At 72.7% G+C, this 24,902-nt stretch carries 28 protein-coding genes; 16 read left to right on the top strand and 12 right to left on the bottom strand.

All coding sequences use genetic code 11. From position 1 onward, the window contains the following. Positions 1-127: 127 nt before the first annotated feature. From ACFWZ5_RS11780 to ACFWZ5_RS11755, 6 genes are read right to left on the bottom strand one after another with little or no spacing between them, the layout of a single operon-like run. Positions 128-946: an ABC transporter ATP-binding protein gene (locus ACFWZ5_RS11780; RefSeq protein ID WP_384804699.1), complete on the bottom strand. Its 819-nt coding sequence runs from the start codon at positions 944-946 to the stop codon at positions 128-130. Next, entirely contained in the window at positions 943-1,878 is a 936-nt protein-coding gene (locus tag ACFWZ5_RS11775; RefSeq protein ID WP_384804697.1) for an ABC transporter ATP-binding protein, read from the bottom strand. Before ACFWZ5_RS11775 ends, ACFWZ5_RS11780 begins: the two co-directional genes overlap by 4 nt. Beyond that, a complete protein-coding gene (locus tag ACFWZ5_RS11770; RefSeq protein WP_384804695.1) occupies positions 1,878-2,720 on the bottom strand; it encodes an ABC transporter permease in 843 nt (280 codons plus the stop codon). Before ACFWZ5_RS11770 ends, ACFWZ5_RS11775 begins: the two co-directional genes overlap by 1 nt. After that, positions 2,717-3,688, bottom strand: a complete 972-nt coding sequence (locus ACFWZ5_RS11765) for an ABC transporter permease (RefSeq protein ID WP_384804693.1) — start codon at positions 3,686-3,688, stop codon at positions 2,717-2,719. The genes ACFWZ5_RS11770 and ACFWZ5_RS11765 overlap by 4 nt, the downstream gene beginning before the upstream one ends. A gap of 5 nt (positions 3,689-3,693) precedes the next feature. Then, positions 3,694-5,379 (bottom strand): ABC transporter substrate-binding protein, encoded by a 1,686-nt coding sequence (locus ACFWZ5_RS11760; RefSeq protein WP_384804703.1) that lies wholly within the window; start codon positions 5,377-5,379, stop codon positions 3,694-3,696. Between the two features lie 5 nt (positions 5,380-5,384). Beyond that, positions 5,385-6,566, bottom strand: a complete 1,182-nt coding sequence (locus tag ACFWZ5_RS11755) for a C45 family autoproteolytic acyltransferase/hydolase (RefSeq protein WP_384804692.1) — start codon at positions 6,564-6,566, stop codon at positions 5,385-5,387. A 92-nt stretch (positions 6,567-6,658) separates the two neighbouring features. Here ACFWZ5_RS11755 and ACFWZ5_RS11750 point away from each other — a divergent pair, with 92 nt between their 5' ends. Beyond that, complete coding sequence (locus ACFWZ5_RS11750) at positions 6,659-7,708, top strand: MurR/RpiR family transcriptional regulator (RefSeq protein ID WP_384804691.1); 1,050 nt, start codon at positions 6,659-6,661, stop codon at positions 7,706-7,708. A gap of 287 nt (positions 7,709-7,995) precedes the next feature. On the opposite strand, the gene ACFWZ5_RS11745 is transcribed toward ACFWZ5_RS11750, so the two are convergent. Further along, entirely contained in the window at positions 7,996-8,562 is a 567-nt protein-coding gene (locus ACFWZ5_RS11745) for a helix-turn-helix domain-containing protein (RefSeq protein ID WP_384795331.1), read from the bottom strand. Positions 8,563-8,651: 89 nt separating this feature from the next. Between ACFWZ5_RS11745 and ACFWZ5_RS11740 the strand changes: the two genes are divergently transcribed. Together ACFWZ5_RS11740 and ACFWZ5_RS11735 are read left to right on the top strand one after the other, a co-directional pair. Next, positions 8,652-9,434 carry an AzlC family ABC transporter permease gene (locus tag ACFWZ5_RS11740; protein WP_384795333.1) on the top strand — a complete coding sequence of 261 codons (783 nt, stop codon included), beginning with the start codon at positions 8,652-8,654 and terminating at the stop codon, positions 9,432-9,434. Continuing rightward, positions 9,431-9,745 carry an AzlD domain-containing protein gene (locus ACFWZ5_RS11735; protein WP_384795335.1) on the top strand — a complete coding sequence of 105 codons (315 nt, stop codon included), beginning with the start codon at positions 9,431-9,433 and terminating at the stop codon, positions 9,743-9,745. Before ACFWZ5_RS11740 ends, ACFWZ5_RS11735 begins: the two co-directional genes overlap by 4 nt. A gap of 44 nt (positions 9,746-9,789) precedes the next feature. On the opposite strand, the gene ACFWZ5_RS11730 is transcribed toward ACFWZ5_RS11735, so the two are convergent. Continuing rightward, positions 9,790-11,562: an AMP-dependent synthetase/ligase gene (locus tag ACFWZ5_RS11730; protein ID WP_384795337.1), complete on the bottom strand. Its 1,773-nt coding sequence runs from the start codon at positions 11,560-11,562 to the stop codon at positions 9,790-9,792. A gap of 211 nt (positions 11,563-11,773) precedes the next feature. Here ACFWZ5_RS11730 and ACFWZ5_RS11725 point away from each other — a divergent pair, with 211 nt between their 5' ends. Together ACFWZ5_RS11725 and ACFWZ5_RS11720 are read left to right on the top strand one after the other, a co-directional pair. Next, positions 11,774-12,844 carry an AraC family transcriptional regulator gene (locus ACFWZ5_RS11725; RefSeq protein ID WP_384795339.1) on the top strand — a complete coding sequence of 357 codons (1,071 nt, stop codon included), beginning with the start codon at positions 11,774-11,776 and terminating at the stop codon, positions 12,842-12,844. A 91-nt stretch (positions 12,845-12,935) separates the two neighbouring features. Next, positions 12,936-14,105, top strand: a complete 1,170-nt coding sequence (locus tag ACFWZ5_RS11720) for a lipase family protein (protein WP_384795341.1) — start codon at positions 12,936-12,938, stop codon at positions 14,103-14,105. A 43-nt stretch (positions 14,106-14,148) separates the two neighbouring features. Here the strand turns inward: ACFWZ5_RS11720 and ACFWZ5_RS11715 are convergent, their stop codons facing one another. Next, positions 14,149-14,637, bottom strand: a complete 489-nt coding sequence (locus tag ACFWZ5_RS11715; RefSeq protein WP_384795343.1) for a hypothetical protein — start codon at positions 14,635-14,637, stop codon at positions 14,149-14,151. Positions 14,638-14,672: 35 nt separating this feature from the next. After that, on the bottom strand, positions 14,673-15,107 hold the full coding sequence (locus ACFWZ5_RS11710) for a helix-turn-helix domain-containing protein (protein WP_384795345.1): 435 nt from the start codon (positions 15,105-15,107) through the stop codon (positions 14,673-14,675). A 241-nt stretch (positions 15,108-15,348) separates the two neighbouring features. Here ACFWZ5_RS11710 and ACFWZ5_RS11705 point away from each other — a divergent pair, with 241 nt between their 5' ends. The 7 genes from ACFWZ5_RS11705 to ACFWZ5_RS11675 all read left to right on the top strand — a co-directional run bounded on the left by ACFWZ5_RS11705 (position 15,349) and on the right by ACFWZ5_RS11675 (position 18,602). After that, a complete protein-coding gene (locus tag ACFWZ5_RS11705) occupies positions 15,349-15,675 on the top strand; it encodes a WhiB family transcriptional regulator (protein WP_384890669.1) in 327 nt (108 codons plus the stop codon). Then, positions 15,672-16,217 (top strand): hypothetical protein, encoded by a 546-nt coding sequence (locus ACFWZ5_RS11700; RefSeq protein ID WP_384795349.1) that lies wholly within the window; start codon positions 15,672-15,674, stop codon positions 16,215-16,217. Before ACFWZ5_RS11705 ends, ACFWZ5_RS11700 begins: the two co-directional genes overlap by 4 nt. Continuing rightward, positions 16,214-16,408 carry a hypothetical protein gene (locus ACFWZ5_RS11695; protein ID WP_384795351.1) on the top strand — a complete coding sequence of 65 codons (195 nt, stop codon included), beginning with the start codon at positions 16,214-16,216 and terminating at the stop codon, positions 16,406-16,408. The genes ACFWZ5_RS11700 and ACFWZ5_RS11695 overlap by 4 nt, the downstream gene beginning before the upstream one ends. A gap of 269 nt (positions 16,409-16,677) precedes the next feature. After that, positions 16,678-17,079, top strand: coding sequence for a hypothetical protein (locus tag ACFWZ5_RS11690; RefSeq protein ID WP_384795353.1), 402 nt, complete (start codon positions 16,678-16,680; stop codon positions 17,077-17,079). 53 nt (positions 17,080-17,132) lie between these two features. After that, entirely contained in the window at positions 17,133-17,771 is a 639-nt protein-coding gene (locus tag ACFWZ5_RS11685) for a phage tail protein (RefSeq protein WP_384795355.1), read from the top strand. Between the two features lie 109 nt (positions 17,772-17,880). Continuing rightward, the gene (locus ACFWZ5_RS11680; protein ID WP_384795357.1) at positions 17,881-18,174 is read left to right on the top strand and encodes a hypothetical protein; all 294 of its coding nucleotides are present in this window, start codon (positions 17,881-17,883) and stop codon (positions 18,172-18,174) included. 35 nt (positions 18,175-18,209) lie between these two features. Next, on the top strand, positions 18,210-18,602 hold the full coding sequence (locus ACFWZ5_RS11675) for a hypothetical protein (protein ID WP_384795359.1): 393 nt from the start codon (positions 18,210-18,212) through the stop codon (positions 18,600-18,602). A 36-nt stretch (positions 18,603-18,638) separates the two neighbouring features. Here the strand turns inward: ACFWZ5_RS11675 and ACFWZ5_RS11670 are convergent, their stop codons facing one another. Together ACFWZ5_RS11670 and ACFWZ5_RS11665 are read right to left on the bottom strand one after the other, a co-directional pair. Further along, positions 18,639-19,040, bottom strand: a complete 402-nt coding sequence (locus ACFWZ5_RS11670) for a hypothetical protein (protein WP_384890666.1) — start codon at positions 19,038-19,040, stop codon at positions 18,639-18,641. Next, on the bottom strand, positions 19,025-19,669 hold the full coding sequence (locus tag ACFWZ5_RS11665; RefSeq protein WP_384795363.1) for a hypothetical protein: 645 nt from the start codon (positions 19,667-19,669) through the stop codon (positions 19,025-19,027). The genes ACFWZ5_RS11670 and ACFWZ5_RS11665 overlap by 16 nt, the downstream gene beginning before the upstream one ends. Before the next feature lie 40 nt (positions 19,670-19,709). Here ACFWZ5_RS11665 and ACFWZ5_RS11660 point away from each other — a divergent pair, with 40 nt between their 5' ends. Genes ACFWZ5_RS11660 through ACFWZ5_RS11645 form a run of 4 tightly spaced genes read left to right on the top strand, consistent with a single transcriptional unit; the run spans position 19,710 to position 24,895 of the window. Next, on the top strand, positions 19,710-20,309 hold the full coding sequence (locus ACFWZ5_RS11660) for a hypothetical protein (protein ID WP_384795365.1): 600 nt from the start codon (positions 19,710-19,712) through the stop codon (positions 20,307-20,309). A gap of 29 nt (positions 20,310-20,338) precedes the next feature. Continuing rightward, positions 20,339-21,577: a hypothetical protein gene (locus ACFWZ5_RS11655; protein ID WP_384795367.1), complete on the top strand. Its 1,239-nt coding sequence runs from the start codon at positions 20,339-20,341 to the stop codon at positions 21,575-21,577. 5 nt (positions 21,578-21,582) lie between these two features. Continuing rightward, entirely contained in the window at positions 21,583-22,410 is an 828-nt protein-coding gene (locus ACFWZ5_RS11650) for a hypothetical protein (protein WP_384795369.1), read from the top strand. After that, on the top strand, positions 22,397-24,895 hold the full coding sequence (locus tag ACFWZ5_RS11645; RefSeq protein ID WP_384795371.1) for a hypothetical protein: 2,499 nt from the start codon (positions 22,397-22,399) through the stop codon (positions 24,893-24,895). Before ACFWZ5_RS11650 ends, ACFWZ5_RS11645 begins: the two co-directional genes overlap by 14 nt. Positions 24,896-24,902 lie beyond the last annotated feature (7 nt).

Raw genomic sequence — 24,902 nt, 5'->3', positions numbered from 1 at the left:
AGTCGGTCCCATCCAGGGCCGTCTGATCCGGAACTGAAGCAGTACCCAAGGAGCCCCGAGCTTCCACTTGAGTGGAGGCTACGGGGCTCCTGCCTTTTTCTGGCCCCTGGGCCTTGGGCGGGGGGGGTTATCGCGCTGCGCGCTCGTCCTCAAGCGCCGGACGGGCTTTTCCCGGGTCCCAGCCCTCTCTGGGGACCGAGGCCAGGAGCAGGCGGGTGTACGGGTGGTCCGGGGATGTCAGGACGCTGGGCGTCGGGCCCTGTTCGACCACCGTGCCTCCGCGCATCACCAGGACCTCGTCCGTGACGTGTTGGACCACCGCCAGGTCGTGGCTGACGAAGACCAGGGCCACGCCCGTCTCCCGGCGGATCTCTGCGAGCAGTTGGAGAATCTGGGCCTGGATCGACACGTCGAGCGCGGCGACCGCCTCGTCCAGGACCAGGATCCTCGGGTCGACGGCGAGGGCGCGCGCGATCGCCAGGCGCTGGCGCTGGCCGCCGGACAGGTCCCGCGGCCGGGCGTCCGCCTCCCGCGCGCCGAGCCCCACCTGGTCCAGGAGGTCCCGGGACAGTGCCTCGTCCCTGCCGTGCAGGCGCAGCGCCGTACGCAGACACTGGGTCGCCGTGAGGCGGGGGTCCAGGGAGACGTACGGGTCCTGGAAGACCATCTGGATCTCCCTCGCCCTGGCCAGGCGGGCCGTCTTCCCGCGGGGCGTGCGGGGTGCGCGGGGGCGGCCCTCGACGGTGATGCTGCCCTGGTCCGGGGGGACCAGGCCCACCAGCATTCTGGCCACCGTCGTCTTGCCCGAGCCCGATTCGCCGACGATGCCGAGGGCTCCGCCCTGGGGGACCGTGAAGGTCACGTCGGCCGCGGCCTTGTGGGTGCCGCCGCCCGGCAACGGGTACGTCTTCGTGAGGCCCGTCGCCTCCAGCAGGTGCGTCGTCATGGCTGAGTCACGCTCTCCTTCAGGCAGGCCGCCGTGCCTCCGCCCGGGACGGGCCCGGGCACCGGCAGCCACGTCCCGCACGCCTCCTCCGCCTCCGTGCACCTCTCCACGAACGGGCAGCCCTCGAACGTGTCCGACAGGGACGGGGGGCGGCCGGGGATCGGGGTGAGGGTGAGGGGGGTGGTGTCCAGGGCCGGGGAGCAGGACAGGAGGCCTCGGGTGTAGGGGTGGGCGGGGGTCTTGAACAGGGCGTCGGCCGTGCGCTGTTCGACGACGTGGCCCGCGTACATCACGTACACGCGGTCGCAGTACGCCGCCGCCAGGTGCAGGTCGTGCGTGATGAAGAGCAGGCCCAGGTCGTGCTCGGCGCGCAGGGTGCGGAGGAGGGCGAGGATGTCGGCCTGGGTGGTGACGTCCAGGGCGCTGGTGGCCTCGTCGGCGAGCAGGAGGCGGGGGCGGGCGGCGAGCGCGCCGGCGATGACGACGCGCTGGAGCATGCCGCCGGACATCTCGTGCGGGCGCTGGCGCACGCGCCGGGCCGGTTCTGACAGGCCGACGGCGGCGAGGAGTTCGACGGCCTCGGCGCGGCTCGCGCCGCGTTCGGTGAGGAAGTCGCCGACGCGGCGCACCGGGTTGAGGGCGGCGCGCGGGTCCTGGTGGACCATCGCGACCGACCCGGCGCGGTGGGCGCGCAGGCGTTCGCCGGTGAGGGACAACACGTCGGTGCCGTCGAACCGTACCGAGCCCGAGACCTCGGACCCGGCCGGGAGCAGGCCGAGCGCGGCCTTCGCCGTCGTCGACTTGCCCGAGCCCGACTCGCCCACGAGCGCCACGACTTCGCCGGGCGCGACGGTCAGGGACACGGACGCGAGCAGCGGGCGGGCGGCGCCCGGCACGCGCAGGGTCAGGTCTTCCATCTCCAACAGGGCCATCACTGCCTCCCCAGGCGGTCGGCGGCCCAGACGCCGACGACGTTGAAACAGACCACCACCAGGGCGATGGCGGTGCCGGGCACGAGGGCGGGAAGCATCGCGCCCTGCACGATCGCGGCCTGGCCCTCCTGCACCATCAGGCCCCAGTCGGACGCGGGCGGCTGTGCGCCGAAGCCCAGGTAGGACAGGGTGGCGAGGGACATCAGGGCCTCGCCGAAGAGCACGACCAGGTAGCCGATGACGGCCCGGCCCAGGTTCGGCACGAGGTGGCGGGCGCAGATGCGCAGGCCGCCCATGCCCTGGACGCGGTAGGCGTCCACGTACGGCTTGCGGGCCTCGGCGAGGGCGAGGGAGCGGGTGTACTTGGCGATGGTCGGCGTGAAGGCGAGGCCGAGGGCGAGGACCGACGTCGTCATGCCGGTGCCGAACACCGCGATGATCAGGACGGTGAAGAGCAGGCCGGGGAAGGCGTACATCACGTCCGTGAGCCGGGAGACCAGGCCGTCCACCCAGCCGCCGCGCCAGGCCGCGAGCACGCCGAGCGTGACGCCGAGCGCACCCGCGACGGCGAGGAGGAGAAGGGGTGCGATGAGGCTGCTCCGGGCGCCGTACAGGGCTCGGGACAGGAGGTCCTGGCCCGAGGAGTCGGTGCCGAGGAGGTGGTCGCGGCCCGTGCCGACGAGGGACGCGGAGAGGTCGATCCGGTCGGGGGCGTAGGGGGCGAGGAGCGGCGCGAGCACGGCGGCGGCGACCACCAGGGCGAGGACGCCGGCGGCGATGGTGACGCCGACGGGGCGCCGTCCCCGTACCGGCACGAGCGGGCCGACAGCGGTCGCCGTCATGGGCGCACCTCCTTGACGCGGGGGTCGAGCAGCGGGTGGACGGCGTCGACGAGCGTCGTCACCGCGATGTATCCGGTCACCATGAGCAGCAGGACGGCCTGCGCGACCGGGAAGTCATGGGTGTTGATGGCGCCGACGAGCAGGGAGCCGATGCCGCTGAGGCCGAAGGCGGTCTCGACGACGACGGTCCCGGCGAGCATCCCGGCCATGACCAGGCCGCACATGGTGACGATGGGGCCGAGCGCGTTGCGCAGGACGTGGCGGCGGACGATCTCCCGCTCCGGGACGCCGGACGCGCGGGCCGCCTCCACGTGGTCGGCGGCCGCCGCGTCCACCATCGCCTGCCGGGTCACCCGGCTGACCAGGGCGAGCGCGCCGAGCGCCAGCGACAGGGCGGGCAGCGTCAGATGGCGCACGGTGCCGAGGAACCCGGATCCGCTGCCGGTCACGGGGAACCAGCCGAGCCGCACCCCGAAGAACGACACGAGCGCGATGGCCGCGACGAACGACGGCACCGACGCGGCGAGCGTCGTCGCGCCCACCACCGCCGAGTCGACCCACGTGGACCGCTTCACGGCGGCCAGGACCCCGGCGCCGACGCCGAGGACGACGAACAGGACCGTGGCGTACAGGACGAGTTGGAGGGTGGTCGGGAAGCGGGCGGCCACCAGGTCGGACACCTGGTCGCTGTACTTGAAGGACCGGCCGAGGTCGAGGTGGAGGCAGTCCCACAGCCAGCGCCCGTACTGGGCGAACAGCGGCTCGTCCAGGTGGTACTCGGCCCGCACCTGGGCGAGGCGCTCCGGGGTCAGCTTGTCGCGGCCGCCCGCGAGGAACACCGCGGGGTCGCCCGGAGCGGCGTACACGGCGGCGAAGATGACGAACGACGCGGCGAAGAGCGTCGCGAGCACGCCCGCGAGGCGCCGCAGTGCGCGTACGGCCACCGGCCGCAGCACTCGTACTGCCACCGCCCTCACCCGGCCTTTCTGAGCCCGAGCCGCGCGGCCCAGGGGTAGTAGAGGTACGACTGCGAGGAGGGCGGTCCCGTCAGGCGGTCGCTGAGGACGAGGGCCGTCGGCACCTGCGCCACGGGGATCCACACCGCTGCGGTCACGAACCGCCGCTGCACGTCGGTGACGAGGCGCGCCCGCTTCCTGTCGTCGAGCGTCGCGAGGGCGCGGCGCACCAGGCGGTCGTACGCGGGGTCCTTGAAGCCGACCCAGTTGTTGGACGAGCCGGACAGGCCGTTGTCGTAGACGCCCAGGGGGTCGGACTTGGAGATGTACCAGTCGGCCACGAGGACGTCGATGTCGGCGCGGGCGCCGGGGTCGCTGTAGAACTCCTCGAACTGCGCGGGCGGCACCGTCTTGATCTGCGCCTTGACGCCGATGCGCTGGAGCGCGGCGCGGGTGGCGTTGGCGACGACGGTGCGGCCCTGGCTGCTGTCGGTGCCGATGACCACGGGGTCGTCGGGGGCGCCCGCCTCCTTGACGAGCCGCTTCGCCTCGGCGAGGTCGTCGGCGTCCGGCGTCACGGGGGCGGTGGCCGCCAGCTTCCGCTGCGCGGCGGCGAAGCGGGACCTCTCGTACCCCCACGATCCGGCGCCGACGGGTGCCGCCCACGGCTGGACGAGGCCGCCGTAGCCGGAGTTGGCGATGCCCTTGCGGTCGAGGGCGAGGGACAGGGCGCGGCGGATCGCCGGGTCCTTCAGGCCGCCGCGCGCGGTGGGGATGAGGACGAGGGACGCGGTGGACGGGCCGTAGTACTGCTTGAGGCCCTTGGCGCGGCGCAGCGCGGCCGCCGTGTTGGGCGACTCGGCGTACGCGCCGTCGGCCGCGCCCGTCTTCAGGGCGTTGACCAGGGCGCTGTCGGAGGCCCAGCGGAAGGTGACGCGCCGGGTCAGCGGCTGCTTGCCCCAGTAGTCGTCGTACGCCTCGATGGTGAGGGAGTCGCCGGACTTCCAGCCCCCCAGGCGGTACGGGCCCGAGCACGCGTCACCCTGCCCCGGGGTGCCGAACTCCTTGCCCGCCTTGCTCACTTGGCGGGGATTCCAGACGATGCCCGCGTCCCCGGCGAGGGCCTTGGTGAACAGCGCGTCGGGCTCCTTGAAGCGGATGGTGATCTCGCGGGCGCCGGTCTTGCGCAGGGAGGCGACGTTCTCGAACTCGTCGGACTGCTCCATGTCCTTCTGGGCGTGGCGCTTGAGGCTCCACAGGACGTCGTCGGCGGTGAGCTTCGAGCCGTCGTGGAACGTGACGCCGTCGCGGACGGTCAGGACGAGCGTCCGGTCGTCGGGGGTGCGGGCCTTGGTGGCGAGGAACGGCTCGACGCTCATGTCGGGCTGCAGCTGGTAGAGGCGCTCGCACACGTTGGTGAGGACGACGCGGCCCGCGCTGCTGCCCTGCCGGTCCAGGTCGAGCGAGTCGGGCTCGTCCTCCAGGAGCCAGTCCGCCCGGTCGAGGTCGCCGCGCGCGGGCGGCGTCGTGGGGCGCAGCTTCAGCTTGGCGGCGTCGGCGGGCGAGCCGCCCAGGGCGTTCATGTCGGCGCCCGCGCAGCCCCCGGCGGCGAGCAGGCAGACGGTGACGAGCCCGGCCGCGGCGGCCCGGCTCCGGGCCGTGCCGGACCTGCGGCCCCAGCCCGTGTCGGCCCTGCGCTTCATCGGGGTCATCCGGCGTCTCCGTACGGGCCGTCGTAGAGGTTCCAGGGCAGGTGCTGGTAGTCGTGGTCGCAGGGGGTGCCCGCGGTGACGCGGTAGTCGCCGGTCGTCAGGTCCACGCAGGAGGAGACGAGCGTGGCCCAGCGCCTGATTTCGGGGCGGCGCGGGTCGGGGTGGGTGCACAGGGACTCGGGGTGGCCCAGGTGGTCGGAGAGGGCCTGCTTGATGATCTTTACGGACTCGTCGGGTCCGGTGGAGGCGCGCAGGGCCCGCAGCCCCTCCTCCGCGCGCGGGACGCGGACCAGGGAGTCCGGGGACAGGGGGCGGTAGTCGGGGGCGAGGGCGGCGGGGACCCCGGCCTGGTAGTGGTTGCCGTGCACGAGCAGCCCGTCGGTCGGGTACATCCAGCCGTGTCCGGCGGGGGTGGTCTCCAGGTCGACGGCGAAGCCCTCGCGGCAGGTGAGCAGCGCGTTCGACGCGATGTGGGCGCGGGTGCGGCACAGCACGTGCACGGCGTCGGTGATGGCGTGCTGGTCGAGCACGCTGCGGCGCACGACTGTCTGCGGCAGGCCCACGGTGTCGCTGAACCGGCCGCCGAGCCCGTTCGCGTTCAGCGCGATGCCCGCGGAGTTGGCACCCTGGCGGCCGACCTGGCCCGCCTCGACCTGCATGATCAGGGTCGGCTTCGGGGGCTGCACGATCCGCAGCATCACGACCGTGTCGGCGACCCCGGCGCGCCAGTCCCAGTTCTGCCCGGCGTAGACGTGGCCGTCGCCGCTCGCGGGGCCGTACGCGGCGAAGGAGGTGCAGCCGTCGGAGGCCTCGCCCTCGCCCTGGTCGTCCGGGGTCAGGTCCTTGAAGGAGCGGTCGTAGATCACCTCGCCGCGGGCGTTCAGGGCGAGGACGTCGAGGAGGGTGACGCCCGCGCCCTGCGCGATGCCCTCCATCTCCTCCACGAGATGGGGCGCGTAGTCGCGCACGGGGGTCAGCCAGCGGGCGGCGCGCGCCGTCACCTGGTCCCAGGTCAGGCCCGCCGACTGGCCGAACGCGGCCTCGTAGTACGCGAGCGCGGCGCGCAGTTGGGGGCGGACCGCCTCGCCGTACTGGCGGCCGCGCTCCGTCGGCGTACCGGAGATCTCGACGACAGGGAGGGCCGAAACGGATCGTTCTGAGGTGGTGCGCGGCGCCATTCTTCTCCTGTAACGTCGATTACGAAACGCGCTCCGACTGGAACGCGCTTCTCAGGAGAGTAACGTCCGTCACACGGGAGTCAACACCTGTAATGAAGATTTCAGAGCCGCCGCCTGGCCCCGCCGCTGATCCTTCTGACCCGACTGACCCGTCTGACCCGACTGACCCGTCCGGCCTGCCTGACCCGTCCGGCAAGGCCGGCAAGGCCGACCCGTCGCCCGGCGAGGCGGACGGCGCCGAGGGGGGCCTGGCCCGGCTGCGCGCCACCGTGCGCGACCAGTGGGAGACGCTGTCCGCGTCCGAGCGCGCCGTCGCCCAGTACATGGCGAGCGCGCCCGCCGAATCGCTGCTCTTCGCCTCCGCGCAGGAGCTCGGCACGGCCAGCGGCACCAGCAACGCCACGGTCGTCCGCGCCCTCCAGCGCCTCGGCTACGCGGGCCTGCCCGCCCTCAAGCGCGACCTCGCCACGGACTTCACGTCGTCGGTCGCGCCCGAGGTGCGGCTCGCCAAGCGCATCGCGCACGTCGGCCGGGACCTCGGCGGCATCTGGGACGAGGTCTTCGACGAGGCGTCGGAGCGCATCGAGCACGCGCGCCGCCTCACCCCCGACGACGCGCTGCGCACGGCGGTCGGCGTCCTCGCGGACGCGGGCGAGATCCACGCCTACGGGGTCGCGGCGTCCGAACTGGCGGCGCGGCACCTGGCGTTGACGCTCGGGCGGATCGGGCGGCGTGCGCGGTATGTGGGCGCCACGGGGTTCGCGCTCGCCGACGATCTGCTCGCCCTGCGGCAGGGCGACGCCGTCGTCATCTTCCAGCCGGGGCGGGCGCTGCCCGAGCTCGCGGTGCTCATCGAGCGGGCGCGGGCGGTCGGGGCGCGGGTTCTTCTGGTGACGGATGAGCTGGCCGAGCTGTACGGGGGGCGGGTCGACGCGGTGTTGACGGCGCCGCATACGCCTACGGGGATCACGACGGAGGCCCTCACGGCCCTCGTCGTGGCCGACGCCCTCCTCCTGGCCCTCACCACCCTCGACGAGGCCCGCGCCGTGGACACGTCCCACCAACTGACTGCGCTGCGGGAGCAGTTGCTGAAGGGTGGGGCCGTCGCGGGGCGCCCCAGGCCCACCCCTTCCCGAAACTAGGGGCTCCGCCCCTAGGACCCCTTCTATCCGGCGCTGCGCGCCTCGTCCTCAAACGCCGGACGGGCTGAATAGCCGCGGGGCGGGTGGGGGAAGAAGCGGCTGAGACTGCGAAGAAACAGGGCGGGGAGAGAAAGGCGGGCGGGCGGAAACCTTGCTGCACCGGCGAGAAAATTCAGCCCGCCCGGCGTTTGAGGGCGAGGCGCGCAGCGCCGATTGAGCGGGGTGCCAGGGGCGGCAGCCCCTGGTTTCGGGAAAGGGGCGGGACTGGGGCGCCCCGCGAAGGCCCCTTACACGTGCTGCATCACCAGCACGAACGTCGTCCCCGCCGCCAACGCCTCGTACGCGTGGGGGACGTCCCCCCGGTACGACATGTAGTCCCCGGGCAACAGCTCCACCGCCTCCCCCCGCGGCCCCGCGAGCAACCGCCCCGTACTGACCACCAGATGCTCCACCGTCCCCGGATTGTGCGCGTCGGACTCCCGCGCGGCCCCCGGCTCCATGGCCCCGTGGTAGATGTCGCGCCGCACCCCGGACGGACACGCGGACAGCAGCGTCCCCGCGTACGACGCACGCTCGGCGCGCAACGTCGGCCCCTCCCCCGCCCGGATCACGGTCACCGCAGGCGCGGGCGACTCGGCGAGCGCGCTGAACGGCACGCCGAGCGCCACGGCGAGCGCCCACACCGTCTCGATCCCCGGGTTCCCGGTCGCCGCCTCCAGCTGGGACAGCGTGGACTTGGCGATTCCGGCGCGTTTGGCCAGCTCGGAGAGGGAGAGCCCGGCCCGCGCGCGCTCCCGCCGCAGGGCGGCCGCAATCCATTCGCGGGGCGCGCCTGCGCCGTCGGTCGTCGTCATGTCATGCGCTCCCTGGCGCTCATCGTTCGGTACGTCGGGTCACTCGTTCGGCTTGACGAACGGGACACGATCTGCCCATTCTACGACGCATGCGTTCGCCACACCGAACGGATGACCCCGTAGAGCGAACACGCGGGCTCGTCCGCCTCTCCGACCTGCCCTCCGGCGTCCTGCGCGACATCGGCCTCGTCCTGCTCGCCGACACCGTGGTCGGGATCTCCTTCGGCGCGATCGCCGTCGCCGGCGGGCTGCCGGTGTGGGTGCCGGTCGTCATGTCGCTGCTCGTGTACGCGGGCTCCGCCCAGTTCAGCGCGGTCGCCATCCTCGCCTCCGGGGGCGGCGCGGCGGCCGCCGCCGCGACCGGCCTGGTCCTCAACACCCGCACCGCCGCCTTCAGCCTCGCCATCGCCGACAGCCTCGGCCGGTCCTGGCCCGCGCGGCTCGTCGGCGCGCACCTGGTCACCGACGAGACGGCGGCGTTCGTCCTGGCCCAGCCGGACCCGGCGCGGCGCAGGGCCGCGTTCTGGATATCGGGGCTCGGCCTGTTCGCCGCGTGGAACGTCAGCGTGTTCGTGGGCGCCCTCGCCGGGTCCGCGCTCGGCGACACCGGGCGGTTCGGGCTCGACGCCACGTTCCCCGCGATGCTCGTCGCCCTGGTCCTGCCGGTGCTGCGGGACGCCGACGGGGGCGCGCGGCGCGCCGCCGCGCTCGGTGCGGTGGTCGCGGTGGCCGCGACGCCGGTGCTGCCCGCAGGACTCCCGGTCCTGCTCGCGCTCCTCGGCCTGCTCGCCGCGGGCCGCCGCCCCGACGCCGAGTCCGCGTCCCCGTCCCCGTCCCCGCCCACGTCCACGTCCGCCGGGAGCCCCTCGTGAACGCCCAGCTCGTCTGCGTCCTGGTCCTCGCCGCCGGGACCTACGCCTTCCGGCTCGCCGGGCCGCTGCTGCACGGCCGCGTGGAACTGCCCGCCCGCTTCCAGGAGTTGCTCACCACCGGCGCCACCGTGATCCTCGTGGCGCTCCTGGTGACCGGCGCGGTCGCCGAGGGCCAGGAGTTCGCGGGCTTGTCGCGCCCGGCCGGGGTGCTCGTCGGCGGGGTGCTCGCCTGGCGGCGCGCGCCGTTCGTGATGGTGGTGATGGGGGCGGCCGGGGCCACCGCCCTGCTGCGCCTCGCCGGGCTGTCTTAGGTCGTGGTTGTCCTAGGTTGTGGCTGTCCTAGGTCACGGCTGCCCTAGGTCGCGTCCGGGCTCGCGTACAACCCCTCCACCACCACCCCGTACCGCTCCCCCACCGCCCGCCTCCGCACCTTCAGGCTCGGCGTGAGGAGGCCCGACTCCACCGTGAAGTCCTCGTCGAGGACGGCGAAGGCGCGGATGCGGGCGGGCCGTGACACCTGGGCGTTCGCCGCGTCGACCGCCTCCTGGACGAGCGCGCGGACCCGCGGGTCGGCGGAGAGCGGCTCGGTCAGGGTGAGCTCCGCCCGCGCGGCCCACCCCCTGACCTCCTCCGCGTCGAGCGTGATCAGCGCCACCGGGTAGGGCCGCCGGTCGCCGAGCATCACGGCACGGGACACGAACCGCGATGCCTGGATGGCGAGTTCGGTGAGCGAGGGGGTCAGGTTCTTGCCGCCGGACGTGATGATGAGGTCCTTCTTGCGGCCGGTGATGGTCAGATAGCCGTCGTCGTCCAGGACGCCCAGGTCGCCGGTGTGCAGCCAGCCGTCGGCGTCGAGCACGGCGCGCGTCGCGGCCTCGTCGCCCCAGTACCCGGGAAAGACGTTGGCCCCGCGCGCGAGCACCTCGCCGTCGTCCGCGACGCGCACCTCGCAGCCGCGCACGGGCCGCCCCACCGTCCCGTACTTGACGGCGCCGGGATGGTTGAGGCTGATCAGGCCGCCGGACTCGGTCATCCCGTACCCCTCGAAGACGCGGATGCCGCAGGCCCGCAGGAAGTCCAGGACGTGCGGGGCGATCGGCGCGCCACCGGTGAGCGCCCACCGCACGCGGCCGCCGAGCGCCTGCCGTACGGGCCCGTACAGCGCCTTGTCGGCGGCCGCGTGCGCGTCCCGCAGCTCGGGCGGGAGTGCCCCGTCCGCCGCGAGCACCCCGATGCGCACCGCCTCGTCGAACCGCTCGCGCCCGCCCTCCTCGGACTCCGCGAGCGAGAGGACCACCGAGTGCACCTTCTCGAAGAGCCGGGGCACGGACGGCAGATGCGTCGGCGCGGCCGCGGCGAGCTCGGCGACGACGTTCTCGACGCGGCCGCCGAAGTACACGAGCGTGCCGCCCTCGATGAGCGTCGTGAACTGGATGAGCTGCGCGAGCAGATGCGCCAGTGGGAGGTAGAGGTACGTCGCGTCGCCGGGGCCGCCCTCGATGAGCGGCAGCGACGCGTCCTGCACGGCGCCGAGGTTGCCGTGCGTGAGGCGGCAGCCCTTGGGCGGGCCCGTGGTGCCCGAGGTGTAGATGATGGTCGCGAGGTCATCGGGGGTGCGGGCGCCGGCGCGTGCGCGCAGCTCGTCGACGGTGGCGCGCGCCCCATCGGCGTACGCGTCGGCGTACGCGTCCGCCCCGGTCATCATGACGAGCCGCCGAAGCCCCGGCAGCTTGCCGCGCAGCCGCTCCACCTTGGCCGCCTGCGCCGCGTCCTCGCAGAGCGCCACGGACGCGCCCGAGTCGCCGAGCACCCACGCCACCTCGTCGTCGCCCGCCGTCGGGTACACGGGCACCACGACCGCGCCCGCCGCGAGCGCGCCGAGGTGGGCGCAGGTCCACTCCGGGCGGGTCTCGGCGAGGATCGCCACGCGGTCGCCGGGCGCGACACCGAGGGCCAGCAGGGCCCGGCCCACCTCCCGTGCCGCGGCCCGCAGTTCCTCGTACGACACCGCACCCGGGGCGTCGTCGCGCAGGCACCGCAGCGCGGGCAGCTCGCCGTGGCGGTCCGCCGCCCACTCGGCGAGGACGGACAGGGTGCGCGGCCGTGCGACCGGAGGCGGTTGCGTCATGCGTACGACGCTAGGGACGCGCACCGGCCGGGCGGCATGACGCGAAACGTCACCGAGGCTGACCCGCGCGCTCACATCCCGTATACGACGAAGGGGGCGCGCGGCACCAGCGCGTTCACCGGCGCGTTCACCGGCGCATTCTCGGCCAACACCACAACCGCCCGCGCCCGGCGCCTTCTTGAGCAGCGACGCCGCGGCTAACGTCATGGTCATGGCCAGGCCGACGATCACGGTGCACCATGTGCGGGCCGTGCTGCGCGGCGCCGAGCGGCACGGCATCGACACCGTGCCGCTGCTCCAGGCCGCGCAGATACCGCCGCTGCTCCTCGGCGACGACCGGGCGCGCGTCACGGCGGCCCAGTTCGCCCGCCTGTTCCGGGAGTTGTACCGGGCCACGCAGGACGAGTTCCTCGGCCTCGGCTCATCGCCGAGCAGGCCCGGCACGTTCGCGATGATGTGCTACGCGGCGCTCGGCTGCCGCGACCTGGGCGCGGCGATGGAGCGCGGCGTCACCTTCTACGGCCTGTTCCCCTGCGGCCCCGACCTGGCGCTCACGCGCACGGACGACACCGCCGTCTTCACCGTACGCAACGACCTCGACCAGGACTTCTTCCTAGCCGAGTGCCTCGTCATGATCTGGCACCGGCTGTGCAGCTGGCTGATCGGCCACCACATCCCGCTGCACTGGGCGGACTTCGGCCATCCGCCGCCCCCGCACAAGGACGACTACGAGCGGCTCTTCGGCTGCCCGGTCCGCTTCGGCGCCGAGCGCACCGGCGCCGGGCTCGACCCGCGCTGGCTCGACGCGCCGCTCATCCGCGACGAGAGCGCCCTGGCGGCGATGCTGCGCCGCGCGCCGTTCGACCTGCTCTCGCGGCGCGAGTACGGGACGACGGTCGCCGAGCAGGTGCGGCGGGCGCTCGCCACGGCCCTGCGGACCTCGCCCCGGCTCCCCTCGCTCGGCGAGGTGGCGGCACGCCTCGCGCTCAGCCCGTCGACGCTGCGCCGCAGGCTCGCGCGGGAGTCCACGTCGTACCAGGAGCTGAAGGACGCGGTGCGGCGGGACGCGGCGATCGCGGGGCTCGCCGAGGGGCGCGAGGCGATCGCGGAGCTCGCGGCGCGGCTCGGGTTCTCGGAGGACACGGCGTTCCACCGGGCGTTCCGGCGGTGGACGGGGACGACGCCCGGCGCGTACCGGGCGCAAGGCCCGTACCCGGCTGACGAGGGTGCCGTCGTCCGGCGGGGCGCCGCCCCCGTTGGCCCGCGCGGTCAACGAAGCTGAGCGTTCCCGTCAGACCGTTTCTTACTCGTGAGTCACTACGGTCGACCAGGCCTGGACACCCCAGCCCCCACGAGCAGTTGGGAGAGCCCCCATGCACCTACGGACGTACGTCAGACGGCTGGCGGTGACGGCCGCCGCGGGTCTGTCGGCCGCGACCCTCACCACCACGACCACGCAGGCACAGGACGCCCCGAAGGCGGCCGCCGCCCCCGGGGACGTCGTCAGCTCCGAGCCGAGCGCCTTCCACCCGCTGCCCGGCCAGCCCACCGGCACCAAGGCCTGGAAGATCCACTACCGCTCGACGACGGCGAAGGGCGCGCCGAACACGGTCTCCGGCACCGTCATCGTCCCGCAGGACGGGCGCACGGGCCCGCGGCCGCTGATCACCTACGCCGTCGGCACGGTCGGCGTCGGCGACCACTGCGCGCCCAGCGCGGGCTTCCCCAAGGGCACCACCCTCGAAGCCAACCTCATCCAGCAGCTCACGCTGCGCGGCTGGGCGGTCGTCGTCACGGACTACGAGGGCCTCGGCACCCCCGGCGACCACACGTACACCGTGGGCCGGGCCGAGGGCCACGCGGTCCTCGACGCCGCGCGCGCCGCGATCCGGCTGCCCGAGGCGGGCCTGTCGAAGGAGTCGCCGGTGGGCATCATGGGCTACTCGCAGGGCGGCCAGGCCTCGTCGTGGGCCGCCGAACTGCACGGCTCGTACGCGCCGGAGCTGCGCGTGAAGGGCACGGCGACGGGCGGTGTGCCGGGCGACCTGATGAAGGTGGCCGCGTTCAACGACGGCTCGTACGGCGCGGGCCTGATCTTCATGGCCGCGATCGGCCAGAACGCGGCGTACCCGGAGCTGAACCTGGAGTCGTATCTGAACCCGGTGGGGAAGTCCCTGATCGGCGCGGTGCGCAACAGCTGCGTGGCGGACGGCGCGGCCCTCGGCGCCTTCAAGCGGATCGACGACGTGACCACGAAGAACCCCCTGGACCAGGCGGACTGGCAGCAGCGCCTGCGCGAGTCCCGGGTCGGCACGCGCGCCCCCGACGCGCCGGTGTACCTCTACCACGCGCTCGCCGACGAGCTCATCCCGTACGGCGTCGGCAAGCAGGTCCGCGCGGACTGGTGCGCGCGGGACGCGAACGTGGAGTGGCACACGGTCCCGCTCGGCGAACACGTCAGCGGCGTCATCACGCAGTCCCCCCTCGCGGCCCAGTGGCTCGCGGACCGCTTCGAGGGCAAGCCGGCGCGGAGCAATTGCTGAACCCCGGATCCCGACCGACCACGGGCCGGGCCCCCGCCCGTGGTCAGTCGCGGCCCGCGTCCGGAAAGCGCAACACCCGGGCCGGGCGGCCTCGTTCGGGCGGTCCGCCCGGAATCCCCGGGACGCGGACGGGCGGCCCGAGCGTCCCTTCGGTGTCGGGGTGGCCGGTGCCTCTGCTGTCGGGGTGGCCGGTGTCGCGGTGACCGGTGTCTCTGGTGTCGCGGTGACCGGCCGTCCTCGTATCGGAGCGCCCGGCCGCATCGACGTGCCCGGAGCCCCTGGCGGGCCCGGTCGGCTCGATCCGGGCGGGGCCCGTGTCCTCCGGCCGCTCCCGGGCGCGCTCCAGCCAGCCCGCCCGGAACCAGCGCAGGCGCTCGCGCTCGACCTCCTCGTCGGTGACGACGCGCACGTGCTCAGCGCCCGCCTCGGACACCTTGCGGCTGAGCTCGGCAAGCAGATCGACCACGAGCCGCTGCCCGTGCTCCCGCGACGCGCCGCCCGGTCCCGCCGGGCCCTCCCCCGCGTTCCCCATCCACCCCTCCTCAACGCCCCCGAGGGCATCCGGCCCTACGTACCACCGTCATCCCCCGGCAGGAACTGCTCCACCACTCGCACGAACAACTCCCGCAACTCCAGCGGGACTTCCATTCTCCGGGCCGCCTCCTCGGGGGTCATCCGGGCCGCGGCCCCGACGCCCTCGGCCCGGCGGTTTCCGGACAGGGGCAGGTCGTCCTCCGTGAGCCGCCCCGACCGGATGAGCATGTCCCGCAGCGGCACGCCGAGGACGGCGGCGAGGCGGCGCATGGTCTCCAGATCCGGCATGCTCTGCCGCTGCAACAGGCGGCTGACGGCGGCGCGGTGCACCCCGGCGTCGTCCGCGAGCTTCGACCTGCCGCCGCCGCGCGGCCTCTCGATGTCGTAACCGCGGTGGCGCATCAGGCCCTCGATCCAGCCGGCGAACTCGTCGAGCCCATCGGCCCGTTCCCCCACGCTCGAACGCATGTGATCGCTCTCCCCTCGTCGCGGGGGCAGCGTACCGAGCGCGCACGCACCGTAGTGTGTGCGCGCTCGCACGCATTCGTGGAGATTCTGTCAACGCCCACCCCTCAGCTGCGAGTTGACGGACGGCCTTGCCTCTTCCGCCCGAACCGTGGCCGCTTGCGTGCGCACACGCACCATGCAACTCTGAGAGCTCGTTCGCCACACTCGAACGAATGTTCCCACATCTTGGGAGGGCTTACACATGCCTGCTCGGACGAGGCCTCAGCAACCCACCCTGACCTGGCACGACTCCCCCAACTCGGCACCCATGGACGAGCGGCCCGACTGGCGCAGGTCCGCCGCCTGCGCCCACCTCCCCCAACGCTCCGTGTTCACGCGCGTCCCCTCCGAAGCGGCCGAGGTATTGCGCGCCTGCAATCACTGCCCCATTCGCAAAGAGTGCGAAGCCGTGGTGGACCCCGCGCACACGTGGTTCGACGGCGTGAGCGGCGGCCGGTTATGGCGCAACGGCCGTGAGGTGGCGGCCGGTCGCACGGCAGGGGCGGACCGTGCGGCGGCGACCGCATGAGCCCTCACCTGCCCGCGTCCACCGCACCGAGCGACGGCCCGGCCGTGTGGCTCGGCGCCCTCGCCCGCCGCTTCCCCGACCTCGTCGACGAGCTCACTCCCTCCCCGGGCGGCGCCCTGCGCGAACGCCCCGGCGCCCCCCGCGTCGGCGGCACCTCCGCCCCCGTGCGGCTCTATGTCTCCGACGCGATCCGCGACATCACCGACGGCGTCGTGGAGTTGGAGGAGGCGGTACGCGAACGGCTCGGCCTGCGCCGGGTGGCACCCGCGCCCGTACCCGTACGCCTGCGGCGCATCGCGGGCCTGCTCGACCGGGTCGCGGACCACCCCGACCTGGCCGCGCACGTGGCCGACGAGGCGCGCCGCATGACGCACCGCTGCGCGCGGGCCCTCGGCGATCCCGAGCAGCTCGTCCGCGTCGCGGGCCGCTGCCCCGCCTGCGACTCCGTGTCGCTGCGGGCGTTCCCGGAGCGGGCGGTGGTGCGGTGCGTGAATCCGGCGTGCGGGCACGTGCTCGAAGGCGAGGAGGTGGTTCCCGAATGACGGCTCGCGGTGGCGCGCTCATCACGGGGGAGCTGGCCGCGGCCGAGGCGGGGGTGGCGCCCGCGACCATCCGCAAGTGGGTCCAGCTCGGGCATCTGACGGCGGCGGGGCGGCAGGGGCGGCGGCATCTGTACCGCTTGGAGGACGTGTTCGCGGCGGAGCGGGCGGTGCGGGGGCGGCGAGCCGCATAGCGGTACGCGAATCCGGGGCGGTCCTTATCGGTACGAGTACGCGTACGCGCATGAGCGCGGGTCCGCGTACGAGTACCGATAGGGGCCGCCCTTTGCCGTATCCCCCATGACCCCAATTCACCTCCGTCAAGCGCGAGTTGCGAGATCTGGACCCCTCGCTCACACTTGAAGCAGCGGCAGAGCTGCGCCCCCGGCCGGGGCGGCGGACCTGCCGCTTTTTGCTGCCCGGACAAAAGGCTGACCGGAAACAGGCTGAAGGGAGCGTCCATGTGAGCGTCCTGAATTTCCCCGACGCGGAGCGGCTGATCGTCGACTTCCTCAAGAACCGCCCCGAACTGACCGGCACCACGGTCGACAACCGCCCGCCCGCCGGCTTCGACGGCACCCAGAAGGCCGTCCTCGTCTCCCGCGTCGGTGGCGCGTGGGCCGACGACCAGCACCTGGACCAGGCGCTGCTCGACCTGGAGGCGTACGGCCCCGACAAGACGACCGCCCACGGCGTGGCCCTCGCCGCGCGGGCCTGCATCCTCGAACTGCCCGGCACGGCGTACGGCGCCGCCGTCGTCACGGACGTCACGGAGGCGGACGGACCCCGCTGGCTCCCGGACTTCAACCGCCCGAACGGCAACCGCTACCTGGCGACGGTCCGCCTGAGCCTGCGTCTGGCCTGAGCGCCTCATTCCTCCCCACCTTCCTTTCCCCTAATCACGCGAGGAGTTCACCCATGCCTGCTGTCAACCCGAACAACGGCGGCCAGATCCGCGTCGCCGGTACCGGCCGCATCCTGGTCGCGCCGGTCACCGTCCCGCCCGCCGGGGCCGGCGACCCGCTTCCGGTTCCGGTCCCCCGTACGACCGCCGACGACTGGCCGACGGCGCACTGGCAGGACCTGGGCTTCACCACGACGGACGGGATCAAGTTCAACAAAAAGGAGAAGATCGACCCGGTCGACACCTGGCAGTCGGCGACCCCGGCCCGGTTCATCTACTCCGACCGCGACCTCACGGTGAAGTTCCAGCTGCTCCAGATGAACAAGCAGACGCTCGCGTTCTTCATGGGCATTCCGACGTCGGCGATCAAGCAGACGACGACCGCGGACAGCCCGCCCAAGGATGTCGACGGGACGTACGAGTTCCAGCTGCCGAGCAATCCGCAGAAGGACGAGCGGGCCCTCGGCATCGAGTTCAAGGACGGCGCGGACATCACGTACCGCTTCATCATCCCGCGCGGCCAGGTCACCGAGACGGAGGAGCTGGGGCTCACCCGGACCGGGGCGGTGAAGCTCGGCGTGACCTTCACGGCCCTCGAGGGACCGAGCGGCGAGCTGGCCAAGTGGATCACGAAGGACAAGGCGTACGCGTAGCGCTGACGCGGTCCGCACGACGGCCGGTGGCCGCCCCCGACACCCCGGTCGGCGGCCACCGCGCCCCCTCCCCCTCCCCCTTGCTCCCTCCCGACCCCTTGGAGCCCCCATGCCTTCCGCCTTCAACGTCAACGCCGCCCGCGCCCAGCGCCTCGAAGCGCTGGGCCGCACGTGGTCGTTCGAGCTCGACGGCGACACCTTCGAGCTCCCCACGGAGCTGACCCGAGCGACCGCGCGCCAACTCCGTGCCCTCGACGACAACGACGTCGACGGCCTGCTCGCACTCCTTCTCGGGGAGGGCCAGTTCGCACGCTTCACCCGGCACGAGACGACGATGCAGGACGTCGCCGCGATCCTCGACGCCTACGGCAAGGAGACGGGGCTCGGCCTGGGGGAAGACTGAGCCTCGGCGAGCTCGTCGACGAACACGCCGAGGCCTTGGAAGCGGATCTGCTCCGGCACTACGGAGTCGACCTCCTGGACTGGCACCGCGGCCGCCTCTCCTCCCGCCGCCTCGCGGTCCTGATCCGGCATCTGCCCCGCGACAGCGCCCTCCACCGCGAACTGCACGGCGAGGCGGCCCAGTGGTCGGTCACGGACTACTTGCTGGCCCACGCGGTGGACCAACTGGCCGAGTCCAATTGGATGTTCGCCGCGGTCAACCGCGACGAGGAGGCGGATCCGCTCCCCCACCCGGAGCCGATCCCCCGCCCGGACACCCCACCCAGCCCGCCGGAGCCATCCGAAGCACCCCCGTCCGAGGCACCGCCGCCCGAGGCACCGCCGCCCGAGGGCCCGGACGCGGCCCGGCTCGCGCTGTTCTTCGGCTGACCTAGCAGCGGGCTTCACCGGGCGAAGAAAAGGGCTTCACACACTGAGCGCAATAAGCACGAGGCCCAACAGGAGAACAAGTGCGCACACGCCGATGGAGATCAGCGCGGCACGCCCGTCCGGCACCTTTTCCGGAGTCTCCACGGTCCGCGGGTCATTGGGGTCGTATACGACATCGAACGTTCCGCCGATTCTCGCGGGCGGATACCTGAAGGGGCCGACATCCAGCTGCAGTTCCGCCCCTCCATCAAGAACATGGCGAGCCAGGAGGAATACCTGGCCGTTTCCATTTCTGGACTCATTGACGCACAAGACGGAGGCGCGCACACCGCGCACTCTTAACGCCTTTCCTCTGGCATATATCTTTCCAGAGAGAAAAAGAGCGATGGCGGCGAACACGGATATAACGAATGCAGGGCCGATCACCGATTTCTCCATTTCCTGAATCCGCGGGTTATGGACCGACGGCTCCAGCTTCTGTCCCGCCTCGTCCATATGTTGGGCACCAGACCTCCCCGTTCGAGGCCGTCCTTGCGCCAGAACGAGTAGGACAATTTATCACCGTCTCCGAAGAACTGCCAGAAGATGTCGGACCTGTCCGCACGCGCAATGGTTCGCACCAACTCCTCTTTCTCGATGTTCGAGTCCAGCCAGAAGATGATGAGTTTGTCTCCGGTTAGTTGCTCGGTCCATTTGAGCACCTCTTCCACCGCGGCGACCGGTCCCGGGTAGGAGCGCTCCTTCTTCGTTCCGAAGAAGTCCTCCTGCGGGTTCGTCGGCCTCAGATCGTCAAGGGGACCCGGATCCCCGTTGGGGCGCACAGCCCAGTCCTTGACCCATGATTCCAACCCGGCGGGCTTCAATTCCGTACGAAGCACCGAGGTGTGGTCCTCGCCGTCCTTCTTCCCGTACAGAAAGACGTCCACGCCAGCTCCGGGCGAAAACGCATCGGCAACATCCAAGGCGCGCTTCGCATACCAGGCGATGGAGTATTTCCTGCGCGCTTCGAAATACCAGTGCCAGGTAACAGGAACCACAAGGAAAACCCGCACGCCAGTCGGAGTCATGGCGCCACCGTAGCATCAACACACCTGCGAGGAGGGGGAGATGGGAACACCCGTCCCACCGTTCATCGGCCCTTCAGCGGCCGACCTGAAAGACCAGATCCAGGACACGTCGGACGACGTCAAGAAGCTGAAGCAGAGCTTCAAGGGGCTGCGCACGACACAGAGCGGGATCTCGAACACCCTGGCCTGGTCGAGCCACACAGCAACTGCCGCGAGTGCCAGCGTGGCCGCCCTCACCGTCGGCCTTTCTCTTTTCAAGGTGGACGAGAAAGGCATCACCATTCTCGGTGCCACACGAGAGTTCCCCTGGAAGAAGAAGATCGACAAACTCCAGGAGAAAATCGAATCGAGGGAGCAGCGGCAATCACGGGAGCAGGACGAGCGCTACAAGAGCCTTCTCAAACGGAGAGAGAGCCACATAGAGCGCCTCAATGAGACGGAAGCCGACGTCCGGCGTATCAAGGACGGGCTCCGCCGCGCGGCGCTGGCCGCCGAGCGGGAGCGGGACCGGTTGCAGGCCGACCCCAGGAACCGCACCGATCGCGGCATAGACGCCACCCGCCCGATCGTCCGGGGCGTGACGAGTGACGTCAGGGTCCTGCGCAGCGCGGTCACCGCGCTGACCGACGCCTTCGCCTGACCTTCGTAAGGAGAAAGGGAGAAAAGGTCATGAACCTCAAACAGGCAGTGGGCCAGGTCGCCTCGGGCCTCGGCGGGCTGCGCGGAGGGCTCCGCTCCACCGCGCGCGGTATGGACAGCCTCCAAAGAGGCGCACGCGAGGCCACGACGCCCCTGTCACGCTTCAAGTCCCATGCGGGCGACTCGGCCTCCGCCGTCGGTCGCCTGCGCCGCGCCCTCACGTCCTCCCACGGCGAGTTCGGCACCGCCAAAGGGGCGAGTGACAGGCTGAGGTCCGCCCTCGGCAAGCTCCGTGAGGGCTCCGACCGTGCTCATACGTCGATGGGAAAGCTCCGCGGCAGCACCGACCGCGCCCACACCTCCCTCGGCAAGCTCCGCTCGGCCGCGGACCGCGGGGACGGTGCCGTGCGCAAGCTGCGGTCCGGGCTTCGGGGGGCGGATGGTGCGCTCGACCGGGCCAAGGGCGGCTCCGACACGTTCAAGTCGTCGCTCGACCGGCTGCGCGGGGCCGCGAACAAGGCCGAGGGTGCGCTGCGGGACGTGCGGCGGCAGGCCGACGCCGTCGAGCGGTCCGTGGGGAAGGCGGGGAAGAACGCCGACCGGGGCGGGAAGTCCATGGGGAACCTCGGCAAGGGGCTCAAGGGGGCGTCGCTCGCGCAGCGGGGGCTGAACGTCGCCATGCGCGCCAACCCGTTCGGCCTGGTGATGACGCTTCTGACGCCGCTCATCACCCAGTTCGTGAACATGGACAAGGTCGCCAAGCTGCTGCGCCGCGGCGTCAGCGCCGCCTGGGAGGGCATCCGCGGTGCCTCGTCGTCCGCATCGCGGTTCCTGAAGCCCCTGCTCCAGGGCGTCGTCAGCGCCTTCCGGTCACCCGTCGTACAGCTGGTGCGCGGCCTCAACGTCCTCATCGGGGCGATGAACCGGATCAAGTTCAAGGTGCCGGGCTGGGTGCCGGGGCTCGGCGGCAAGGGGTTCGGGTTCGACCTGCCACGGATTCCGGTGCCGCACCTCGCCGAAGGCGGCGTGGTGCGGGCCCGCCCGGGCGGCACGCTCGCCCTCGTCGCGGAGCGCGGCGAGAGCGAGGCCGTGATCCCGCTCGGCAGGCTGGAGCGGATGCTCGGCGAAAGGCCGGCCGGAACCGCCGCCCTGCACCGCCTCGCCGCCGCCATCGAGCGCCTCGCCGACCGCCCCGTGCACGTGGACGTCGACGCCCAGACCATCGCCCGCGCCGTCTTCGCCGGACAGCGCAAGCTCGCACGGAGGTGAGCCGCATGGCCAGGAACCTGTGGATCGGCACCCCCGGACTGCTCCGGGAGATACCCCAGGCCGCCAAGAGCTGGGACCGCAGCGCCGATCTGAACGTCAGCGAGTTCAAGGCACTCGAAGGCCAGGTCACGACCTTCGCGCCGTTCCACACCGTACGCAGGCTGAAGTTCTCCTTCGAGGGCCTGGAGCCCGACGACGCCCAGCACTTGGTGCGCCTCGCACGGCGCGCGTCCGACGGGGTGACGGCGCGGGCGGCCGGCCCGGTGGCGGTACTCGACCCGGTGTCCGTCAACCTGCTCGGCCCCTCGCAGGCCGCGGGCCAGAGCGGCCGTGAGGACGGCCTCGACCAGTGGTTCGCGGTGAGCGGCGAGCCGACCTTCAGCCGGTTCGTCCGCGAGGGGTGGACGGTGGGCGGGAAGACGCCCGCGGTCGTCGGCTGGGTGCACGGCACCTGGCCGGGCTGGCCCGTGGCGCCCGGCATGCGCGTGTCCTGGCTCCTTCCGCCCTCGTGGGGCACGGACGCCGTCGCGCGCCTCGCCTGGAAGGACGCCGACGGCGAACCCCTGCGCGAGACGAGCGGCTCCGCCGTCTCCGTCACCGGCACCGCCCCCAGGGACGCCGCCTTCGTCACCCCGCAGGGCCAGCTGAACAGCCCCGGCATCATCCCGCTCGGCGGCGCCTGCCTGTCCATCGGCGAGCCGCCGGTGGCCTTCGCCGTCGGCGACGGCTGCCCCGCGATGTCCGTCACCGGCTACTCCGACGTGCCGGCGGCCCGGCTCCCGTACCGCAACGTCGGCATCGACCTCGTGGAGGTGACCCGTGCAACCGTCTGACCCGGCGCTCGACGCGGCGCTCGCGGCCCCCGAGCGCCGCCCGGCCCACGCCACCCGCCTCGGCGGCAAGGAGCTCGGCCCCGACGTGCAGTCCTGGAAGGTCGAGCGGGCCTACGCCACCGACCTGCCGGAGGCCATGCGGGCCTTCTCGGGCAGTGCGTCGGCCCAGCTGGAGGTGCAGCTCGGCGGCCACGGCGGGGTGCCCGCGCCGCGCCTGTACTCGGCGTGGGCGGACCGGCTCACGGGCGACGTCGCGCGGCCGGGACAGTCCGTCGTGCACGCGGCGGGCGCCGGCGGCCGCACGCTGCCCGCGTTCCGCGGCACCATCCGCTCCCGCTCGGCCGCGTCCGGCGGCGACACCGTCACCGTGCAGGCCCTGGACGGCGCGGAACGCCTGCGCGGCCCCGCGTCGCTGCCGCGCCCGTACCAGGGCTACCGCCTGGGGCGGCTGGTCGCCACGGCCACCTGGTGCGTCGACGAACTCCTGCGCCAGGGCGGCATCCACACCTGCCCGCCGCCGCGCGCCCCCGAAGCGGACGAACTCGGCCGGGCGCCCTTCACGCTCCTGTACGCCTCCCTGCACGGCGGCCTCAACTCCTCCTACGGCCAGCCGGAGGAGGTGCCCAGGTCCACCACGTACACCTGGACGCGCGACGGCGCGCCGTTCGAGATGGCGCTCCTGCCGAACGAGCCGGGCCTCCTCCTGTCCTGGATGCCGCGCTCGCGCGTGGTCATGCCCGGCAGCGTGTTTCTGATGGAGTGCTGGGTGAACACGGCTGCCGCCAAGGGGCCCAAGGTCACGCTGACGGCCGTCTTCGACCGCGTCGGCGGACAGCTCGGCTCCGTCGGGGCCGTCTTCGACACCGCGACCGGCCAGGTGACCATGGCGTCGGGGACGGTGGCGGGCACCTCCGAGAGCAAGCCGGTGGCCTTCACCGCCCTGCAGACGCTCAAGGGGCGCTGGCATCTGGGCCTCCTGGTCGAGACCACGCCGTCGGGGCCGCGCCCCACCGTGCAGGCGCGCCTGACCGGCCCCGACGGCTCGTACCACGAGAGCCCCGCGCACCAGTTCACCGGCCAGGCCGCCTACCAGCAGCTCTCCGAACTCCGCCAGATCGACTTGACCACCGACATGGCCGTCGAGTGCGTGCAGGTCACCGACCGCGTCGCGGAGAGTGCCGCCGCCCTCCCCCGGGAGACATGGGAGCAGCGCGGCGCCTGGGTCAAGGGCGCGGTCCTCGACGACGCCGAACTGCCGCTGTACGACGTGCCGAAGGTGTCGGGCTCGCAGTGGGACGTCATCTCGGAGATCGCCCGGGTCAGCATGTCCACGGCCGAGTTCGACGAGCGCGGCGTCTTCCGCTGGCGCGGGCCCGCCCGGTTCGCGAAGGCGCCCGCCCAGCCGGCCCTGACGGTCACCACCCGCAGGAGCATCGCCGCGCTCACCGTCACCGAGGAGATCGACGCCTGCCGCAACCACTGCGAGCAGCCGTACGAGGACTGGACCGGCATCCGGTTCACGACCGGCGAGGCCGTGGTGGACACCGAGATCCGGGAGATCTGGCCGAGCACCCCCGTCCAGGTCAGCTACGCGGTGGCCGAGGAGGAGAACGACATCGGCCCGCCCATGGTCGTCGACGACGCCGACCCGAGGACGGGGCACCAGGTCCGCTTCGGCGACGACAGGGCCGGTGGCCGGTCGGTGAAGGGCCAGGTGACCGTGAGCAGTTGGCGCGAGGGCCCGGCGTACATCGTGCGGTTCGCCAACCACGGCAGGAATCCGGTGTGGACGGTCACCAAGGACGGCAAGCCGTCCGTGCGCATCGTCCCGATCAAGCCCAGCGCCGAGCCGAGGAAGCGCAGCTGGGCACGGTGGAGCAAGCCGAGCCAGCAGCACTACGGCAAGCAGCAGTACGTCGCCCCGGAGTCCCCCTGGGTGCAGAACGCGACGACCGCCCGCGCCCTCGCCGACACCCTGCTGAACGCCGGGCGCTACCCGGTGCCCCTGCTCGACGAGGTGGAGGTCCTGTACGACCCGCGCATCCAGCTCGGTGACGTCGTCCGCGTCGTGGACACCGCGGGCGCCGAACTCAACACGCTGGCCTGGGTCGTGGGGCTGCGCACCACGCACACGGCCGGTTCCGTGCCGCAGCAGACCCTCACCCTGCGCGGCACCGCGTACAACGGCGTCCCCGCCGACGCGTACCTCTTCCCCGACGGGCCCATCGACCCGAGCGCGGTGCCGCAGCCACAGCTACAGCCACAGCCGCACCCGCCCCAGGGCCCGGCGCCGCAGGGCCTCGTGCCACTGGGCACCCCGCCCCAGGACCCGGCGCCGCACGATCCGCCGCCCGGGGTCACGACACCGGAGCCCTCGCCCGGCCCCCGCCCCGTCACCCCCGTGCCCATCGACGACCCCGCCGCGCGCGCCGGAGACGACGGCATGGACCCCGACCGCACGCTCCCGCCGCCCTCGGAGGAGTGAGCCCCGG

The organism is Streptomyces sp. NPDC059003 (assembly GCF_042740445.1).
GTDB lineage: Bacteria > Actinomycetota > Actinomycetes > Streptomycetales > Streptomycetaceae > Streptomyces.
This window is presented reverse-complemented; position numbering and strand designations above follow the sequence as displayed.

Coding starts and splice junctions, on each gene's coding strand:
- ACFWZ5_RS11700 (WP_384795349.1), top strand. CDS start 15,672: ATGAGCCCTCACCTGCCCGCGTCCACCGCACCGAGCGACGGCCCGGCC.
- ACFWZ5_RS11730 (WP_384795337.1), bottom strand. CDS start 11,562: ATGACGCAACCGCCTCCGGTCGCACGGCCGCGCACCCTGTCCGTCCTC.
- ACFWZ5_RS11750 (WP_384804691.1), top strand. CDS start 6,659: ATGAAGATTTCAGAGCCGCCGCCTGGCCCCGCCGCTGATCCTTCTGAC.
- ACFWZ5_RS11775 (WP_384804697.1), bottom strand. CDS start 1,878: ATGGCCCTGTTGGAGATGGAAGACCTGACCCTGCGCGTGCCGGGCGCC.
- ACFWZ5_RS11760 (WP_384804703.1), bottom strand. CDS start 5,379: ATGAAGCGCAGGGCCGACACGGGCTGGGGCCGCAGGTCCGGCACGGCC.
- ACFWZ5_RS11670 (WP_384890666.1), bottom strand. CDS start 19,040: ATGGAGAAATCGGTGATCGGCCCTGCATTCGTTATATCCGTGTTCGCC.
- ACFWZ5_RS11660 (WP_384795365.1), top strand. CDS start 19,710: ATGGGAACACCCGTCCCACCGTTCATCGGCCCTTCAGCGGCCGACCTG.
- ACFWZ5_RS11720 (WP_384795341.1), top strand. CDS start 12,936: ATGCACCTACGGACGTACGTCAGACGGCTGGCGGTGACGGCCGCCGCG.
- ACFWZ5_RS11655 (WP_384795367.1), top strand. CDS start 20,339: ATGAACCTCAAACAGGCAGTGGGCCAGGTCGCCTCGGGCCTCGGCGGG.
- ACFWZ5_RS11650 (WP_384795369.1), top strand. CDS start 21,583: ATGGCCAGGAACCTGTGGATCGGCACCCCCGGACTGCTCCGGGAGATA.
- ACFWZ5_RS11685 (WP_384795355.1), top strand. CDS start 17,133: ATGCCTGCTGTCAACCCGAACAACGGCGGCCAGATCCGCGTCGCCGGT.
- ACFWZ5_RS11695 (WP_384795351.1), top strand. CDS start 16,214: ATGACGGCTCGCGGTGGCGCGCTCATCACGGGGGAGCTGGCCGCGGCC.
- ACFWZ5_RS11770 (WP_384804695.1), bottom strand. CDS start 2,720: ATGACGGCGACCGCTGTCGGCCCGCTCGTGCCGGTACGGGGACGGCGC.
- ACFWZ5_RS11725 (WP_384795339.1), top strand. CDS start 11,774: ATGGCCAGGCCGACGATCACGGTGCACCATGTGCGGGCCGTGCTGCGC.
- ACFWZ5_RS11705 (WP_384890669.1), top strand. CDS start 15,349: ATGCCTGCTCGGACGAGGCCTCAGCAACCCACCCTGACCTGGCACGAC.
- ACFWZ5_RS11755 (WP_384804692.1), bottom strand. CDS start 6,566: ATGGCGCCGCGCACCACCTCAGAACGATCCGTTTCGGCCCTCCCTGTC.
- ACFWZ5_RS11740 (WP_384795333.1), top strand. CDS start 8,652: ATGCGTTCGCCACACCGAACGGATGACCCCGTAGAGCGAACACGCGGG.
- ACFWZ5_RS11680 (WP_384795357.1), top strand. CDS start 17,881: ATGCCTTCCGCCTTCAACGTCAACGCCGCCCGCGCCCAGCGCCTCGAA.
- ACFWZ5_RS11745 (WP_384795331.1), bottom strand. CDS start 8,562: ATGACGACGACCGACGGCGCAGGCGCGCCCCGCGAATGGATTGCGGCC.
- ACFWZ5_RS11715 (WP_384795343.1), bottom strand. CDS start 14,637: ATGGGGAACGCGGGGGAGGGCCCGGCGGGACCGGGCGGCGCGTCGCGG.
- ACFWZ5_RS11665 (WP_384795363.1), bottom strand. CDS start 19,669: ATGACTCCGACTGGCGTGCGGGTTTTCCTTGTGGTTCCTGTTACCTGG.
- ACFWZ5_RS11710 (WP_384795345.1), bottom strand. CDS start 15,107: ATGCGTTCGAGCGTGGGGGAACGGGCCGATGGGCTCGACGAGTTCGCC.
- ACFWZ5_RS11780 (WP_384804699.1), bottom strand. CDS start 946: ATGACGACGCACCTGCTGGAGGCGACGGGCCTCACGAAGACGTACCCG.